17 protein-coding genes are annotated in these 16772 nt (G+C 42.0%); 6 read left to right on the forward strand and 11 right to left on the reverse strand.

Annotated elements, in window-relative coordinates; translation table 11 throughout:
• The first annotated feature begins 20 nt into the window (after nt 1-20).
• Nucleotides 21-242 carry an integrase core domain-containing protein gene (locus B3763_RS19030; RefSeq protein WP_353884908.1) on the forward strand — a complete coding sequence of 74 codons (222 nt, stop codon included), beginning with the start codon at nt 21-23 and terminating at the stop codon, nt 240-242.
• Here the strand turns inward: B3763_RS19030 and B3763_RS03810 are convergent.
• Nucleotides 219-1259 (reverse strand): hypothetical protein, encoded by a 1041-nt coding sequence (locus tag B3763_RS03810; RefSeq protein WP_286743850.1) that lies wholly within the window; start codon nt 1257-1259, stop codon nt 219-221. The genes B3763_RS19030 and B3763_RS03810 overlap by 24 nt on opposite strands.
• Nucleotides 1256-2449, reverse strand: coding sequence for a hypothetical protein (locus B3763_RS03815; RefSeq protein WP_286743852.1), 1194 nt, complete (start codon nt 2447-2449; stop codon nt 1256-1258). The genes B3763_RS03810 and B3763_RS03815 overlap by 4 nt, the downstream gene beginning before the upstream one ends.
• A gap of 590 nt (nt 2450-3039) precedes the next feature.
• On the opposite strand from B3763_RS03815, the gene B3763_RS03820 reads away from it, so the two are divergent.
• The gene (locus tag B3763_RS03820; RefSeq protein WP_286743855.1) at nt 3040-3900 is read left to right on the forward strand and encodes an AraC family transcriptional regulator; all 861 of its coding nucleotides are present in this window, start codon (nt 3040-3042) and stop codon (nt 3898-3900) included.
• Here B3763_RS03820 and B3763_RS03825 read toward each other — a convergent pair.
• From B3763_RS03825 to B3763_RS03855, 7 genes are all read right to left on the reverse strand, one after another.
• Complete coding sequence (locus B3763_RS03825; RefSeq protein ID WP_286743858.1) at nt 3887-5209, reverse strand: FAD-dependent oxidoreductase; 1323 nt, start codon at nt 5207-5209, stop codon at nt 3887-3889. The two genes, B3763_RS03820 and B3763_RS03825, sit on opposite strands and share 14 nt — an antisense overlap.
• Nucleotides 5210-5212: 3 nt before the next feature.
• On the reverse strand, nt 5213-5362 hold the full coding sequence (locus tag B3763_RS03830) for a hypothetical protein (protein ID WP_286743861.1): 150 nt from the start codon (nt 5360-5362) through the stop codon (nt 5213-5215).
• Entirely contained in the window at nt 5355-6641 is a 1287-nt protein-coding gene (kynU, locus tag B3763_RS03835; RefSeq protein ID WP_286743864.1) for a kynureninase, read from the reverse strand. The genes B3763_RS03830 and kynU overlap by 8 nt, the downstream gene beginning before the upstream one ends.
• The gene (locus tag B3763_RS03840; RefSeq protein WP_286743867.1) at nt 6638-7135 is read right to left on the reverse strand and encodes a methylated-DNA--[protein]-cysteine S-methyltransferase; all 498 of its coding nucleotides are present in this window, start codon (nt 7133-7135) and stop codon (nt 6638-6640) included. The genes kynU and B3763_RS03840 overlap by 4 nt, the downstream gene beginning before the upstream one ends.
• A complete protein-coding gene (locus B3763_RS03845) occupies nt 7135-8145 on the reverse strand; it encodes an amidohydrolase family protein (protein ID WP_286743870.1) in 1011 nt (336 codons plus the stop codon). The genes B3763_RS03840 and B3763_RS03845 overlap by 1 nt, the downstream gene beginning before the upstream one ends.
• Before the next feature lie 66 nt (nt 8146-8211).
• The gene (locus B3763_RS03850) at nt 8212-8742 is read right to left on the reverse strand and encodes a 3-hydroxyanthranilate 3,4-dioxygenase (protein WP_286743872.1); all 531 of its coding nucleotides are present in this window, start codon (nt 8740-8742) and stop codon (nt 8212-8214) included.
• Between the two features lie 4 nt (nt 8743-8746).
• Nucleotides 8747-9526 carry a YARHG domain-containing protein gene (locus B3763_RS03855; RefSeq protein WP_286743874.1) on the reverse strand — a complete coding sequence of 260 codons (780 nt, stop codon included), beginning with the start codon at nt 9524-9526 and terminating at the stop codon, nt 8747-8749.
• A gap of 73 nt (nt 9527-9599) precedes the next feature.
• Here B3763_RS03855 and B3763_RS03860 point away from each other — a divergent pair, with 73 nt between their 5' ends.
• The 4 genes from B3763_RS03860 (at nt 9600) to B3763_RS03875 (ending at nt 15176) form a co-directional block, all read left to right on the forward strand.
• Entirely contained in the window at nt 9600-10388 is a 789-nt protein-coding gene (locus tag B3763_RS03860; RefSeq protein WP_286743876.1) for an SDR family oxidoreductase, read from the forward strand.
• Nucleotides 10385-10867 carry a hypothetical protein gene (locus B3763_RS03865; RefSeq protein ID WP_286743879.1) on the forward strand — a complete coding sequence of 161 codons (483 nt, stop codon included), beginning with the start codon at nt 10385-10387 and terminating at the stop codon, nt 10865-10867. Before B3763_RS03860 ends, B3763_RS03865 begins: the two co-directional genes overlap by 4 nt.
• Before the next feature lie 3 nt (nt 10868-10870).
• Entirely contained in the window at nt 10871-12313 is a 1443-nt protein-coding gene (locus B3763_RS03870) for an aldehyde dehydrogenase (protein ID WP_286743881.1), read from the forward strand.
• A gap of 454 nt (nt 12314-12767) precedes the next feature.
• Nucleotides 12768-15176: an ABC transporter permease gene (locus tag B3763_RS03875; RefSeq protein ID WP_286743883.1), complete on the forward strand. Its 2409-nt coding sequence runs from the start codon at nt 12768-12770 to the stop codon at nt 15174-15176.
• 23 nt (nt 15177-15199) lie between these two features.
• On the opposite strand, the gene B3763_RS03880 is transcribed toward B3763_RS03875, so the two are convergent.
• Nucleotides 15200-15949, reverse strand: coding sequence for a hypothetical protein (locus B3763_RS03880; protein ID WP_286743886.1), 750 nt, complete (start codon nt 15947-15949; stop codon nt 15200-15202).
• A gap of 12 nt (nt 15950-15961) precedes the next feature.
• A complete protein-coding gene (locus B3763_RS03885) occupies nt 15962-16744 on the reverse strand; it encodes a sterol desaturase family protein (protein WP_286743889.1) in 783 nt (260 codons plus the stop codon).
• Between the last annotated feature and the right edge of the window lie 28 nt (nt 16745-16772).

The following is a 16772-nucleotide window of genomic DNA, read 5'->3' on the forward strand; positions in this document are numbered from 1 at the left end:
TGACTTACTGACTTGTTTCTATACTCAATGTATATGGTTTTTTCAACTTAGATGAAGCGAGTAAAACCGTTCATGATTGGATGTTGGATTACGACCAAAACAGACCACACAAATCTCTCGGATATAAAACACCTAATGAGTATGCTGCCTTAATTAATCAAAACTCCAATTTTGAATGGACCGAACCAAAGGGAAGCTTACATCCGATAGCGGTGAAACTATTCCCACTTTTGAAAAGCTGACTTGTAGATTCCTTGCTGAGATTCGTTGATCTTTAATTTAAAATAGAAGGTTGAATCCCTGATGGCAAGAATATTTAAGAAAGGTAGGTTTTTAAGTGGTAGCTTTTCCCAGCTTTTAGAATCGCTGTTCCATTTGAAAATAAGCCCATTTGACTTGGAGGCCTTTGAGACTCCTATATACAGGTAACTCGATTTAGTAAAATCATCACTAACGACTCTGGAAAAGTAGTCGTATTGACCAGCAAAGTATCCATAAATAAGTTTTGAATCAGTATCAGAAGCTACCTGTTTTAGGTCTAGTTCATTTATTGGTTCACCTGACTCACTAAGTACTATCACTTTGCCTTCTCTGAAGTTTTGAATCGCATAGAATTTGTTGTTGTCGATTGAGGAAACTTGATAGTTTATACTTTTGTAAGGGTTCAAGAAAGTTGTTTCACTGGTTTTATGGATTACTGAAATGGTATCTAGTTCTTCATTGGCCTTTTTAAATAGAACAGCTGCTTCAATTTCATGTCCATTGGACTTAATACCATAGGAGTCAAAATGTATCAAAAGATGACCGTTGGGTGTATTAATCTCTTTTTGATAGTAGACCTTTTTAGAAGACTCATATTGCAGTTTAATTTTCTTGACCCTTGTTTTTCCAGATATAAAATCTATTCTGTATTGATGGCTATTTTCAGGCCTTGCCGCAAAAAAGGCTTTGTTATCCATTTGGTAAAGACCAGAAACAGCAGGTTCACGATGTCCTTTTAATTCTATCTTATCGTGTAGAAGGTTATTCTGGTCATAGATAAAAACCTGACCTGGAAACTTTACTGATGTTATCAACTTATAGTTCTCTAAAATGATAAACTCATCAATAGTAACCAGATCTTCAGTGGATAGGTATAATTCTCCATTTTGCTTAAAAACAATGATCGAGTCTTTACTATCAAGAAATGGCAATTGTTCTTGAGCTACACAAAAGTTGACAAAAATCAATTTAAAGGTTAGTGCTACGTATATTCTCATTTAATATCCATTATTGCTTTAACCACTTGAACTTTATCACTAAAAGCGCTGCTTAGAAAAAATTCTAATGTATCGCTTTCAATAACTCCTGATAATTTTGGATTAAAGGGGCCTATAAACGTTTTAGAGAGATTCACTTCATACGCTGTTTTTTTATCAAGATTTACTTTCATTAGGTAGACATCATTATCTCCATGAGATTTTAATAATCGTTGGTAGCCTAGATAAAAAATATTTTTACCCATTTCTTTTACAAAGAAATGATTGAGGTCATTTGTAGGTGCTGGAAGTCTTTCTTCAGAGTAAAATGGAATACTAGAAGGGTTGAAGGTATATGATCTATGTGAAGCTCTTACACTAATGAGCTCAAGCTGATTGTCATCTTTATAGACCCTCAGTTTGTCCTCATGGTCAAATAAGAAATAGTGTTTGTTGTCTATTTGGCTATATCTAAAGAACTGAAAGGGTGTTTGACTAAATTGACCTACCTCTGCTAGATTTTTAGGAAATGCTCCTATACTCTTGATGAACTTTCCTTCCAAGTTAAACGCAGCCATGAGAGGGGATTTCTGAAAGAACTCTTTTGAATTGTTAATACCTATTATGTTACCAACTGATATGTAAACTAACTTCTCATGATTTGAATATTCTAAATGTGGTATTTTAAGAAACCATAAATCTTCTGGAAATTCAAGATTAATTTTTTGGTCAATTTTCCCAAACTCATTAACAATGAATAATGTGGGGTTTCCAGCAAACAGTAATAATGCTTTATTTTCCTTTGGCATATATTCATAAGCGATTGGAAGTGAGTTTGGATATTCATAATGATTCTCAAGATTCTTTTTATCGAAAAGGAATTTAATTTTCCCTGATTTATCGTAGACCCTGATAACACCTCCACGGCTTACAAAACAATAGTATTCCCCTTCTTTCTCATAAGTTAAGTTGGCTGATGATGGATCAAAAAAGTCGTTTTCTCCTAATATTAGTGTATCTACAATCTGGAGTTTGGTATCGTGGTATTCATAGTCATCTATTTTGCCTTCCTTGTATAACTTTTCTTTTCCCTTTTCACAAGAGAAAATAAACACTGAAAAGCAGGACAAAAAAGGAATAACTCTTGCATTAAAAGCGTGACCTTTTTGGTTACGCTTTTTTAATAGAAAATTGACTTTCAAACCTATCATTCTCTTTCCGACATCATCAACATATTGACACATGCAGAACTAGTTGCATCAAAAACGGCTCTGGTATCTCCATATTCACATCCGTCAGTTGATAAAAATTTTCTATCACAATATTCGTGAGTTATTTCACAACCCTGAACGTTTTCTGTGAAGCTATACGTCCATTTCGTGGCATGTGCAGTAGCACTGAAAGAGATCATGCCTATAACAAGTAAGGCAACACTTAGAATTTTTCTCATGATTTGTTATTTGTTTATTTGAAGCCTACTCACTTAAGGCTTTTCGGCATTACTCCTTAAGCAGCTACTATACTATTCTTAGAATTAATGGATGAATTAGTACTGTGTCTGCTATTTGTTCGTTCGCCAAGCGGCAGGATGAGCGTCATTCTTTCTTTTTTCCGGAGCTGAAAGTGAGATGAACTTAGTTTATAAATTTTATAATAAAAATTAAAATCAAAAAATAAATATAAAAAATGCAAAATTATATTTTAAATAGTGGATTAGAATCTTTCAAAGTGGACATATCAAGTCAAGTTTATTTTAACAATGAAATAATTTTGTTCTGCTTAAAATATTTAGATTTCCTTGATGAAAGTTCTTCCTTTCAAAATTCCGAAGGTTGAAAACAGCTCATTCCATTTGCAAATTGATGATGAGCCTTATTTCTACGACAAGCTCCATCAGCACCCGGAGTTGCAGCTAACATGGATTGTGAAGGGGGAAGGAACGCTTATTTATGGAGACTACCTGGGAGAATTCATGCCCAATGAGGTTTACTTAATTGGCAGTAATGTGCCCCATGTTTTCAGAAGCAAAGCGGAATATTACCAGCAAGCGGACAAACGGGTTTTGGCCAAAACTATCTTCTTTAAACCAGACCTTGTAAAAAAGGGACAGTCTGTTTTCCCTGAATTGAGTCAGTTAGAGGGCTTGCTGTTGGCCGCGGATCGTGGCTTAAAGATAAACCCTACTGCCAGCCCAAAGCTGATTCACCAGATGAATGCAGTATTTGAGGCCAACCCGCTTTCCAGACTTGGCCAAATTCTCTGCTTAGTTGATGAATTCGGAATAACAGAGTCTCAGGTATTAAGCCAGTGGCCTCAAAAGCCTTTAAAAGAACAACATGGCCGAAGGTTAGACGATGTTTTTAAGTTCACTCTGGAAAACTATCACCGTCCCATTCAATTAGAAGAAGTGGCCGAAGTGGTCCACATGAACAAGGCAGCCTTTTGCCGTTATTTTAAACAGCACACCCGAAAAACCTATCTCAACTTCCTCAATGAAATCAGGCTGCAGAAAGCCACTGAATTGCTCAAAAATTCTGAAATGCCTATCGCCCAAATTGCTTATGAAGTGGGTTTTAATAACCTTTCGAACTTTAACAGGACTTTTAAGTTAATGAAAGGGCGTACACCGATAATGGAGCGTTCGAGATTTACAATTGCCTGACAATCGACTCAAAATCCAGGCTCTGCCAATGTTCCTCAAGACTCTCTTGCTCCATTACCTTATCCATAATCTTCTGTTGCTTCCGCCCAATTTCCAGGGCCTCGGAATAACGAAGATCACTGAAGGTTACCATTGAGTAGAGCGGAAGCCATTGATTAGGGTAGAGCTCATTCAGTCGCTTTTCAATCTTTTTTTGAAGAACGAATTTAGGGTCGGCCACCTTGTCGCGCATTTCTATAAAGTTGTATAGGGCCAAATCGGCTATGGCCTCAGCGTCCGGCTTGCGCAGTTCCTGATACCGGCTAAGTACCTCGGCATTCAAGGTTCCTAGTTCTTCAAGCAGTTGGTTTAGCACATGACAGTCTTCAAACCCCGCATTCATGCCCTGTCCGTAAAACGGAACTATGGCGTGAGCGGCATCGCCAATAAGGGCACAGTTTTGTTTTACCCACGGATAGCACCGCACTGTAACCAAGCCCGAAGTTGGGTTGCTGAAGAAGTCTTCTACAAAGTCGGGCATTAAGGGTACAGCATCGGCAAATTCACGGTTAAAGAATGTCAGAACCTGGTCAGGGCTCTGCAAACTTGCAAAAGAGTTTTCTTCTTCAAAGGGAAGAAAAAGAGTTACCGTAAAGCTCTTGTCTAAATTAGGCAAGGCAATGAGCATAAACTTACCTCTTGGCCAAATGTGCAGGGCATGGGGGTCCATAGCAAACTCGCCCTTAGTGGTGGCCGGAATATGAAGTTCTTTGTAACCGGCCGTTATATAGTGCTGCTCATAGTTGAACCTATCGGTGCGCATAAACGAATTTCTCAAAGCGCTAAAGGCGCCATCGGCCCCAAACACAAAATCGGAGTTTACTTCAATACTTCCTTGGGGTGTAGTAAAGTAGGCCGTGGTTGTTTGATGATCTACCCGGTTACATCGGTGTTCAAAATGGAGGTAAACACCTGCTTTTTCGGCTTCATTAAGCAATAGTTCATTGAGTCCGCTGCGCGAAACGGAGTTGATAAACTGTCCTTCCTTTCCGTAGGGATGAAAGTCCAAATTGCCGGCCGTATCATGTATCATTCTACCGGGCATTGGTATGCATCGGGCTTTAATTTCGTCTTCCAGCCCCACGGCCTTCAGTGCTTTAAGTCCTCTATGGCTCAAGGCCAGGTTGATAGAACGACCGCCTTCCAATTGAGATTTCCGGAGGTCCGGGCGTCCTTCATAGGCATGAACATTATAGCCTCTTTTGGCTAGAAAGATGGAGAGCAATGTGCCAACAAGCCCGGCTCCAAGCACTGTTACTTTTTTACTCATAGGTTAAAAAATTTTGCCTAAACCTCCTTTGCTTACCACAATCGTAAAGCCTGCCTGCTGTAGGGGAGCAAAAGAGAGCTTCAGTGCTTCGCCCCCATAAGCGTAAGGATTGACTGAAGCATTAAAATCGTATGTCGTGGCAGAGCTACGCATCAGCATATTTCTTGATAGCTTCCTTCAATAGTCGGCCAAAATGATAAACGTCTTCAAACGAATTATACATAGGAGCTGGAGCAATACGAATAACATTGGGCTCTCGCCAGTCTCCTATTACACCTTCTTCTACCAGATAATCGAACATTAATTTACCATTTCTGTGGAAGTAAATGGAAAGCTGAGCTCCACGCTCCTGAGGGTTTCTGGGTGTAATTATCTCAAATAGCTTGTCTTCACCACTTAATTCATCGATGATGTACTCCAGAAACCCGGTGAGTTTAAGGCTCTTTTCGCGCAATGCTTCCATGCCCACTTGTTCAAAGAGTTGAAGCGAAGCCAGATGAGCGGCAGTAGAAATTACATTTACGTTGCTAAGCTGCCAGCCATCGGCCCCTGGCATGGGGTCAAAGCCTTTTTCCATAAGAAAGCGCTCTTGCTCGTTGTGTCCCCACCAACCGGCAAAGCGAGGCAAATCTTTATCGTAGGCAAAGCGCTCGTGAACAAATATTCCGCTTACATTGCCCGGCCCCGAATTAAGGTATTTATAAGAGCACCAGGTGGCAAAGTCTACGTCCCATTCATGCAAATGCAAGGGAACATTACCTGCCGCATGGGCCAAATCGAAGCCCACAAAGGCTCCCGCCTTATGGCCGGCTTTGGTAATGGCCGGCATATCGAATAGCTGACCGGTGTAGTATTGCAATCCGCCAAAAAGCACCAGGGCCAGCTCGTCTGCATTTTGCTCAATAGTAGAAATAATGTCTTCTGTTCTTAGGGTTTGCTCACCGGTTCGGGGAGCCACTTCTATAAGTGCTTCGGCCGGGTTTAATCCATGAAATTTGAGTTGCGACTCAAACATATACTGATCGGATGGAAAGGCACCTGCTTCGCAAATCACTTTGAAGCGCTTTTTTGTAGGTCTAAAGAAAGAAACCATTAACAGGTGAAGGTTTACAGAAAGGTTGTTCATGCATACCACCTCCAGGGGTTTAGCACCTACAATTTTAGCCAGAGCGGCTTTGCTTGCTTCATGAAACTTGAGCCAAGGTCTTTCTTTGGGTACAAAATGACCTTCGACTCCGTAGGTTTCCCATTTCTTCATTTCTGCTTCCACAAAAGTGCGGGCTTGCTTGGGTTGTAGCCCCAGCGAGTTGCCTGTAAAGTAATAAGCGTCTTTACCTTTTATTTGTGGAAAGTGAAATTCATTCCGCCACTCTCTAAGCGGGTCGTTCTTGTCTGCCACTTGGGCAAACGCTAAGCTGTTTTCGTAGATCATCCGAATAGTTTCAGTTGATTATAACCAGGTATGGAGTTTTCGTGTTTAAGTAGCCATTCTTTTCGATGCAGGCCTCCGGCATATCCGGTCAGGCTGCCATCGGTGCCAATTATTCTATGGCAGGGTATAATTATGGCTATAGGGTTTTTCCCATTGGCCGAACCCACCGCTCGTATTTTTTTGAGGTCACCCATTTTTATGGCTTGTTTGGCGTAAGTGGAGGTTGAACCAAAGGGTACGCTGAGCAGATTGTCCCACACTTCTTTCTGAAAATCGGTGCCTTCCGGAGCAAGCGGAACGTCAAAAGTTTTGCGTTTGCCCTCAAAGTATTCTTTGAGCTGAAATTTACAGGTGCGAACTATGTTAGGAACCTTTCCATCGGTCGAGCGTTCGGCCTCATCGGTAAACGACACCAGTTTAATGGCCGTTTCATCGCCCACTATTTTGAGCTTACCGATGGGGGTTTCCAGAAAGGATATGGCTGTGTGCTTCACTACTCAAATATTTCGCGTTTCAAATTGAGCCATTCCAGCGCGGCATTGCAATAAATATCTTCAACAATTTCCGGGGCCAGATTCATTTCCTCAATGTAGGCTCCTATTTCCAAATCGCCTAAGGGGAAGGGGTAGTCCGAACCTAACATAATGCGCTTGGAACCTTGCATTTTTAGTACATACTCGAGTAGGTCGGCATCGTGGGTAATAGAATCTATCCAGAATTTTCCTAAATACTCCCTGGGGTTTACGGGGTTGTCTATGGCCACAAGGTCCGGACGACAGTTAAACCCATGCTCAATTCGGCCCAAAGTAGGTAAAAACGACCCACCGGCATGCGAGAAGCAAATGCGCAAATCCGGGAGACGCTCCATTACTCCGCCAAATATTAGCGAGCAGGCTGCACGTGAAGTTTCGGCCGGCATTCCTACTAACCACGGAAGCCAGTAGCGTTCTATACTCGAGAAGCCCATCATGTTCCACGGGTGGATCATTATGCACATACCCAGCTCCTGGCAAGCTTGGAAAATGGGGAAAAACTTGGGCGAGCTTAGGTTTTTATCGTTGATATTGGATCCTATCTGGATGCCCGGCAAACCGAGTTCATTTTTACAACGCTCCAGCTCCTTTACCGCGAGGTCTTCATCTTGCATAGGCAGTGTAGCCAGGCCAACATAGTTTTTAGGGTACTTGTGGCATATTTCGGCCATGTGGTCGTTGAGAAAACGAGCCATTTCCCATCCATCTTCAGGCTTGGCATCATAGCCAAACATTACAGGAATGGTTGAAACTACCTGCACTTGTGTATGGTGCCGGGCATATTCTTCAATTCGTAGTTCAGGGTCCCAGCAATTGGCTTGTATTTCTCTAAAGAATTTTGCTCCCTTCATCATCATAGCGGCCCCTTCTTTGTGGTGGTGCAGATGAATGAAATCACCATATCCGAACTTGTCTGCCCATTTTGGCAGGTGTTCCGGAATGATGTGGGTATGCATGTCGATTTTTAGCATAAGTTATCGGTTAATTAGTTATTAGTTAATCGGGAACCCTGATTACTGATAACTGCTTTCTGAACACTATCCTACGAAACGTGGATCCGTTTCCATCACATGCCCGCAATTTTTGCAGGTGCGCAGTTCTTCGGAGTTATAGAATTCTTTAAATCTTGGAAGAAAGTCTTTCTCAATATTGGTAAGCGGAAAGTAGGTGTCATGAAGCTTGGTGTTGCAGTTGTCGCAGAACCACATCAGTCCATCGGTATGTTCGGGTTTTCTTACTCTTTCAATCACCAGACCTAAAGAGCCTTCTGAACGAATGGGGGAGTGAGGTACTTTGGGTGGGTGTAGGTACATGTCGCCTGGGCCAAGTGGAATGTCAACCGCTTTGCCATCTTCCTGAATACGTACCGTAATGTTGCCTTCCAGTTGGTAAAAAAGCTCTTCGGTTTCGTTGTAGTGGTAATCTTTTCGGGCATTTGGCCCGGCAACAATCATCACAATATAGTCGGTACCTTCCGGATAAAGGTTTTTGTTACCAACGGGTGGTTTCAGTTTGTCGCGGTTTTCTTCAATCCACCGCGTCAGGTTAAATGGTCTTCTTATTGACATGATCCTACTGTTTTTCTAAGTTCAAAATTAATTTCAAATTCTCTCTTTCGAAGAAATTCAATTCATCCTCTGATACCGCACCCTTAAAAGGTTGGTACCATTCGAATTGTCTGAAATATTCTTTCCATTTATCACTTTTAAAGGAATAACCATAAGAGGCGAAGATTTCATTTCGAATTTTGGCTAGTTCGTCTTTGGATAACTTCTCCAATTCCTTTCTATTTTTAAGCCCAATTGAGAAATCAAAGTATGGTCGGTTTGATTCGATTGTTTGCTCACTTTGTTTGCTAAACACCCCCTCCTTAGAAAGGTCGTATTCTACAAGCTTTAGGTCTATCTGTTGGTTTGGTTCATCTTCACACTCCCTTACTATCTTAGTTTCAAGAATATACCATGTCTGTTCTGTTTTATGAGTAAGGTCTTTTTTGGACTCGAATACACAGTCGGCTAAACGTTTCTCTATTTCCAGTTTAGAAATCAGGTTCCCCTCGAAATCGAATGTGTAAACTTCAAGAGCTTCACAATTACCACCAGCAACACAATCGTACCTAATTTCTGCTAAGTAGAAGTTTTGGTGTTTTATTAGTCTTCTAGCCGTTCTGGTCTCAAATTCTTCTCTTTGCTTGTCAAACTCTCCTTCCAGTCTTAAGAATTTATGCTGAAGATCCAGTGGGATTTTTTTCCTGGGAAATAAAGATTTGAAGTTTTCCCAACTGTTGGATGTCTGGCCTGGTAAACTACCAATCGAAACAAGTAATGTAATCAAACAACCGAGTCTTTTCACATCGTCTAAATTACCCAAAAATCGGCTCATGCCTAAATTCGATTTTCATAACTTTGAATGAACCCCAATGTCTATGGATTTAAATTTAAAAGGAAAGTCGGCTTTGGTTTGCGGAAGTACGCAAGGCATAGGAAAAGCCATTGCAGAAGAACTGGCCAACTTAGGGTGCAGCGTTACACTTTGCGCCAGAAATAAGCAAAAACTAGAGGAGGTGAAACAAGGGTTGTTCAAAGCCTCTGGTCAAAAACATCAGATTCTTGTGGCCGATTTTGCTAGCCCAACGGAGCTGAAATCGACCATTGATAAGCATCTGGCCGAGGGCAATCAATATCATATTTTGATCAATAATACGGGTGGTCCACCTGCAGGTCAGGCCATAGATGCCGATGTGGAGGCTTTTAGAATTGCGTTCAACCAGCATTTGGTATGCAACCAGATTTTGGCTCAGGCTTGTGTGCCGGCTATGAAAGAAGCAGCTTACGGAAGAATCATCAATGTGATTTCCACTTCCGTGAAAATGCCCATCCCAGGCTTGGGGGTGTCAAACACCATTCGTGGAGCCGTGGCCAATTGGTCGAAGACTCTGGCGAATGAGCTGGGTCAATTTGGCATTACAGTCAATAACGTATTGCCTGGGGCTACTTCAACGCAACGGCTTACTTCAATTATTGAAAACAAGTCGAAGAAGACGGGTAAATCTGTAGGGGAAGTAGAAGCTGAAATGAAGTCGGAAATTCCAGCCAGACGCTTTGCCGATGCATCTGAGGTTGCTGCAGCTGCTGCCTTTTTGGCTTCTCCGGCAGCCAGCTATATCAATGGAATCAATGTCCCGGTAGATGGTGGAAGAACGGGGTGTTTATGAGGTTAAATAAGCTTCTTTTTGCTTATGTAGTAACCTGGGCTCTTCTGTTATTTGCAGTTCCTAATTCTTTACTTTTTAGCAAGGGTGCTCTGAGAATAATTCTTTTCTTGCTTCCATTTGCTGTTCTACCACTGTTACTTTCAAACATACTTAAGAAGTATGATCTAAAAATCTGGACAAGGAGAATCGTATGTGTGACCTCTGCTTTCCTAGCTATTCCTTACTTAATTATTTCAGAAAACAATGAGTTTAAGAGATTGGAAAGAGAATCGATTACTGCTAAGGGAATTGTTTTTCGTGTTTATATTGACCGAAGACATCGGAGAAGTGTTCAGGCCAGATTTATACACGCTGGAGAAGTTTTTAGAACCTATTTAGAGAGAGATCAGGAGAAGAATTTTGTTGAAGGTGATACTGTAGAGGTTGAATACTTAGAAGAGTTGCCTATTGTGAACAGAATTAAGGAATTGAATCAATAAAGAATGGAAAGGATACTCAATTATATCGGTGGTGATCTAGTCGATCCTCAATCAGGTAAATATTTAGAGAATATTGAGCCGGCTACAGGAAAGGTGTATGGAGAAATTCCGGACTCTGCTCAGCAGGATGTTGAGTTGGCTGTTCAGGCAGCCGAAGAAGCATTTCTTGCATGGTCAAAGACCTCCAGAGAAGAGCGTTCTCGTTATATGCTTAGGATTGCAGACCTGATCGATGACAACCTGGAAATGCTGGCTATGGCCGAAGCCAAAGACAATGGGAAGCCGGTAAAGCTGGCCAGGTCAGTCGATATTCCTCGGGCTTCTGCAAATATGAGGTTCTTTGCCACGGCTATTCTACATGAGTCTACTGAGGCACACCAAACCGATGGTGAAGCTTTGAATGTGACCACCCGGAGCCCATTAGGGGTAGTGGCCTGTATTTCTCCATGGACCCTGCCACTCTATCTCTTTACCTGGAAAATTGCTCCTGCTCTTGCTTCGGGCAATACGGTGGTGGCTAAGCCCTCAGAAATTACACCTATGACGGCCTTTATTTTTTCCAAACTTTGCAAAGAGGCCGGTCTGCCCGATGGAGTACTCAATATTGTTCATGGCTTAGGGTCGAAGGTCGGTCAGGCCATAGTTGAACATCCTAAGACGAAGGCAATATCCTTCACAGGTGGAACACAAACCGGAAAAAAAATTGCAAGCACGGCTGCCTCTCAATTCAAAAAACTATCGCTGGAGTTGGGTGGAAAAAATCCCAACATAATCTTTGCCGATGCCGATTTTGAGAAAGCCCTGAAAACCTCTGTGCACTCCAGTTTCGCCAATCAAGGACAAATTTGCCTATGTGGATCAAGAATATTTATAGAACGATCCATTTATAACAAGTTTAAAGAGGCATTTGTGAGCAAGACCAAAGAGCTGCGAATAGGTTCGCCCTATGCCAGCGATACTCAGGTTGGTGCTTTGGTTTCTAAACAGCACATGGAAAAGGTGCTTTCATACATCGATCTGGCCACAAAAGAGGGAGGTGCTCTGCTTGCCGGAGGTCAGCGAGTCGTGCTGGATGGGGAGTTTGCTGAGGGCTATTATGTACAACCAACGGTGTTTGAAGGTCTTTCACAAGAGTGCAGAACTAATAGCGAAGAGATTTTTGGTCCGGTAGTTACCCTGCAGCCTTTTGATACAGAAGAAGAGGTAATTGCTATGGCCAATGCAACTGACTATGGCCTTTCGGCTACAGTTTGGACAAGTCACTTAGACCGTGCCAACCGTGTGTCGGCTGCTCTTCATAGCGGCATAGTGTGGGTAAATTGCTGGCTATTTCGCGACTTGAGAACCCCTTTTGGTGGGGTAAAACATAGCGGTATGGGTAGAGAAGGTGGCTGGGATGCGTTAAATTTCTTCACGGAAAAGAAGAATATCTGCGTTAAACTTTAATTTTGTGACGTACAGCAAATTAAATGGTGTGAATTCAGCCCTAAGTGTGGATTTCGATGTGAATAACTTTTTTGAATTATTGGTTTGTTAAATTTTATTTAATAAAAAATCCTACTAACTTTGACTTCACATGAGGAAGAAATTCCTCTCCTCCAAAGACAATTCGCGAAAGCAATTAAAGATAAGTCTGGGTGTAGGAATCGAAAGATTCACTATGAGTAGTTAGTTACCCAGGTGTTTAGGTGAAAGGGAGTCGCTCCAACGGGAGTGACTCTTTTATTTTAGCCCCTTGTCTTTAAGCCTTACTCTATGCCTGCCATGCCCGTGAATATTTAGCTTCTTTTTGCAACTTTTTGAAAATCAGCAAGTCTCTGATGTAATCTTTTAGGTGCCAGGGTCGTCTTAGAAGACAGACACAGAAAGTCGCAACCAACTAAACTTAATTTAAATCGCCATGGTCAAAAACTATTTGAAAGTAGCATTGCGCTCATTGCTCAAGAACCGAATCTTTTCTTTAATCAATATTACAGGTCTTGCCCTGGGCATTGCCGCCAGTCTGCTCATTATGCAATACGTTAGTTATGAGCTGAGTTATGATAATTTCAATCAGAATGCGAATCGTATTTATCGGCTGAAAACCAACCGATACGAAAAAGGAGTATTGAGCACAGAATGGGCTGCCGGTGTGGTTTCCATTGGGTATTTGCTCAATGAAAACCTGGCCGATGTAGAGGCTTATGCCCGACTGACCCAAACCAGCGGTGTGTTTTCCAGAGGAGACATAGAGTTTGCTGAGAGCAAGGTGTATTTCGCCAATCCATCAGTGTTCGATGTTTTCGATACTAAAATATTATATGGCGATAAGGAAACTGCTTTAGTTGATCCCTCTTCGGTAGCTATTTCAAAGACAACTGCACAAAAATACTTTGCCAAAGTAGATGTGGTGGGAGAAACCATGTATTTCAATAAGAACCGGCCCATTAAGATTACAGCAGTGTTTGAAGACGTGCCCCAAAACTCCCATTTTAAGTACGATATTTTGGCCTCATGGAGCACCATGGCACAAGGAGAGCGAGCTCAACAGGCCAACAGTGTCTGGTATTGGGATGGCTACTTTAATTATGTGATGCTCAAAGAAGGGGTTAATCCGGAAGAGTTTGCCGGCAAGGTCGATGACTTTGTAGAGGCTCAGTGGGGAGATGAAATGCGAGAGAATGAAACCTGGATGGACTTTGATCTTCAGCCATTGAGAGACATTCATCTCTACTCGAACTATATGATGGAAGCAGAGGTGAATGGCGATGGTGATGCGGTATATGCGCTTCTTGGCATTAGTTTCTTTATCATAATTATTGCATGGGTGAACTACATTAACCTGGCCACAGCCAAGTCCATGGAGAGGGCTAGAGAAGTAGGTCTGCGTAAAGTCTTAGGTTCGCTGCGAGGACAGTTGATCAGGCAATTCCTTACCGAAAGCTTTTTAATTAATCTGCTGGCAGTAGTGCTGGCCTTTGGTATTGTGGTTTTGGCTCTGCCTTCTTTTGCGCGTTTGGCAGACCAGCCCATAACCATGGAGCTTTTCATGCAGCAGGGCTTCTGGGTAGGCCTGGGGGCACTTTTTTTAGTTGGAACATTTCTTTCAGGGTTATATCCGGCTATGGTGCTATCGTCTTACAAACCTATTGATACCCTGAAAGGTGGTGCGGTGTCTGGCTCAAGGGGTGCTTGGCTAAGAAAGGGGCTGGTGGTTTTTCAATTCATGGCATCTGTGGGCTTGATTATCGGCACTTATACGGTTTATGAACAGATTTCATTTATGAGGAACCAAGAGCTTGGGGTAAACATAGACCGGACTTTGGTAATTGAGGGGCCAAGTGTCAGAGATTCCACTTATCAGGAAAAACTCACCGCTTTTGGCGATGTAATGGAAGCCAATGCGAACGTCAGGAAAGTGGTAGTAAGTACCGGTGTGCCAGGTAGATCGGTCGATTGGAATGCAGGAGGAATCAGAAGACAGGGAGAGCCGGACACCGAAGGTAAGCAATACAGGGTTTTGGGTATAGGTTATGATTTTGTGGAAACTTATGACTTGAAGTTGGTAGCTGGGAGAAGCTTTGATGAGAGCTTTGGCGATGAAGGCTCCAAAATTCTTTTCTCTCGGTCGGCTGTAAGGCAGCTTGGTTTCGATAATATTGAAGATGCACTGAATGTGGATATATACTTTTGGGGGCAGAACTATACCATAATAGGGGTTCTGGAAGATTATCATCATACTTCGCTCAAGGAAAATTATGATCAACTGATTTTTAGGCTTATTCCCGATGCCAGCAACTACTATTCGATAAAGTATGAAGCGGCCAATACTCAGGAAGTCATTCGACTGGCGGAGGAAAATTGGGCCAGGTTCTTTCCGGGAAACCCATTTGAATACTTCTTCCTGGATGATCGATTCAATGAACAGTACAAGGCCGATCAGCAATTTGGTAGTGTATTCACCATTTTCTCAGGCTTAGCCATTTTCGTGGCCTGCTTAGGATTATTTGGATTGGCTGCCTTTATGACTGCCAAGCGAACCAAGGAAATTGGCATTCGAAAAGTGCTAGGAGCTTCCATTTCAAGTATTCTGCAATTGCTTTCTACTGACTTTATGAAGTTAATTTTAGTGTCGGTGGTTCTGGCAATTCCTGTAGCCTATTATGGCATGGAGCAATGGTTGAACGGCTTTGCCTTTAGAATAGATCTCTACTGGTACATTTTTGCCTTGCCGGCCGTGCTGGTTTTGACTATTGCCTTGTTAACGGTAAGCTTCCAGACTTTCCGGGCGGCTAAGTCTAATCCTGTGGAGAGTTTGAGGTATGAGTAGATGTATTTAAAGGTATTTTTTGACTAGTCACCTATCCAAAAAATACCTTTAACATCAATTGCCTCGGAATACCCGGTTTCGATATTTGCCCATCCCAACAAACCGAGTTGTGTTTTGATGAGATAATAGAATTCACTCAAGTTATCTTTTTTATAGGCTAACACCACCTCTATTTTATAGTTTGGAGGCAATGCTGCGATCTCTGTGTTCATTTGTCTATCCGTATATAGTTTGATGCTCCTTAGGGTTTCGGTTTGTAAGCCTAGATGATAAAATTCAGGTTCTATTTCGACTGTTTTGTAGTTCTCTAGGAGAACAAACTTTTTTCTTATAGTGAAGGGAGCGTTGTAGCGTCCTACTGTATAGAATTTGTCATTTTGAGGCATAAATAACTCTGTGCCTCCCATGAAATTTCTGCCAATCGAGTCATTTTCTGAATCAAAAACATAAAAATGAGGGTCGCAACTTGGTCCCCAGGAAAAAAGTAGGGCTAATTCCTTGTTTGGATTTTCGGGTGGGTTAAAATAGAGCACGAGAATGTCAGTATCTCTCAATTCATCCCTCAACGGGTTATGAGTTTCTAGATATTGAACCTCTTTGTTGACTATTCGAACTTTATTGGGGTCGAAGTGGATTTTAGGCTCAGATTCCACCCCTTCTATTTTACAGGCATCAGCGTTGCCTAATTCCAAGCTTGTGAGGTATGAGAATGCTTCTTGGCCCATCAAGGTGAAGGAGCAGATTCCAAAAATGATTATGAAAACGGAGCGCATGATTAATTCAATCTAGTGATTTGATGTATGCTTCTCAAAATTACTTTCGTACTTCTCACTTTCTGTTCTCATCAACTTGTCCCAAAAGGTAAAGTATAGGCCAAAATTGTATTTGTATTGAGTGTGATGAAGGCTGTGATGCGTGGCACCAATAAACCATTTCCCTAGCCAATGTTTATGAAAGCCTTTCGGGTAAATCTCCACATTGGAATGATTGATAGCACTAGTGATGGTCATAAAAGTGAGTAAAGCCACAATGGTCCAATAATGCATTGGGAGAAAGAGCACGATTACAGGAATGATCAAAGACTGAAGCAATCCCTCTCCCGGGTGGAATGAAAAGCTGGTCCAGGGGGAGGTGATATGACTGTCATGATGTGTTTTATGAATCAGTCTGTAAACCCTTGGTTTGTGCATCCATCGATGAAGCCAGTAGTAATAGGTTTCATGAATGAAGGCGGCAATCAAAAAGCTCGTAGGAACCCACCACCAGCCGAACCGATCGATCTCTTCATAAATAGCAGTATACCCCAATTGCCACATCACCACCATGCCTGCGCCCGCCAAGGCAAAAAGCATAGAAGTAAAAGTGGACCAGAATATTTCCTTTCGAAACTGCTTTTTAGATGTGCCCGAGCTGAATATTTTTCTGCTTCGGGTCGATTTTGGGTCAATTACATAAAACACCAGATAGAAGATGCCTGCTACCAATGAGTAGCGAAAGACCACCACCAGAAACATAAGCCCTGTTAGTATCAGGAAGTTTTCTGCTTGGGTGAAGTCGTATTGATACATGGGTGTTTGAGAAGTTTGAAAATAGGAA

Source organism: Roseivirga sp. UBA1976 (assembly GCF_002336325.1).
In the GTDB taxonomy this organism is placed as follows: domain Bacteria; phylum Bacteroidota; class Bacteroidia; order Cytophagales; family Cyclobacteriaceae; genus Roseivirga; species Roseivirga thermotolerans.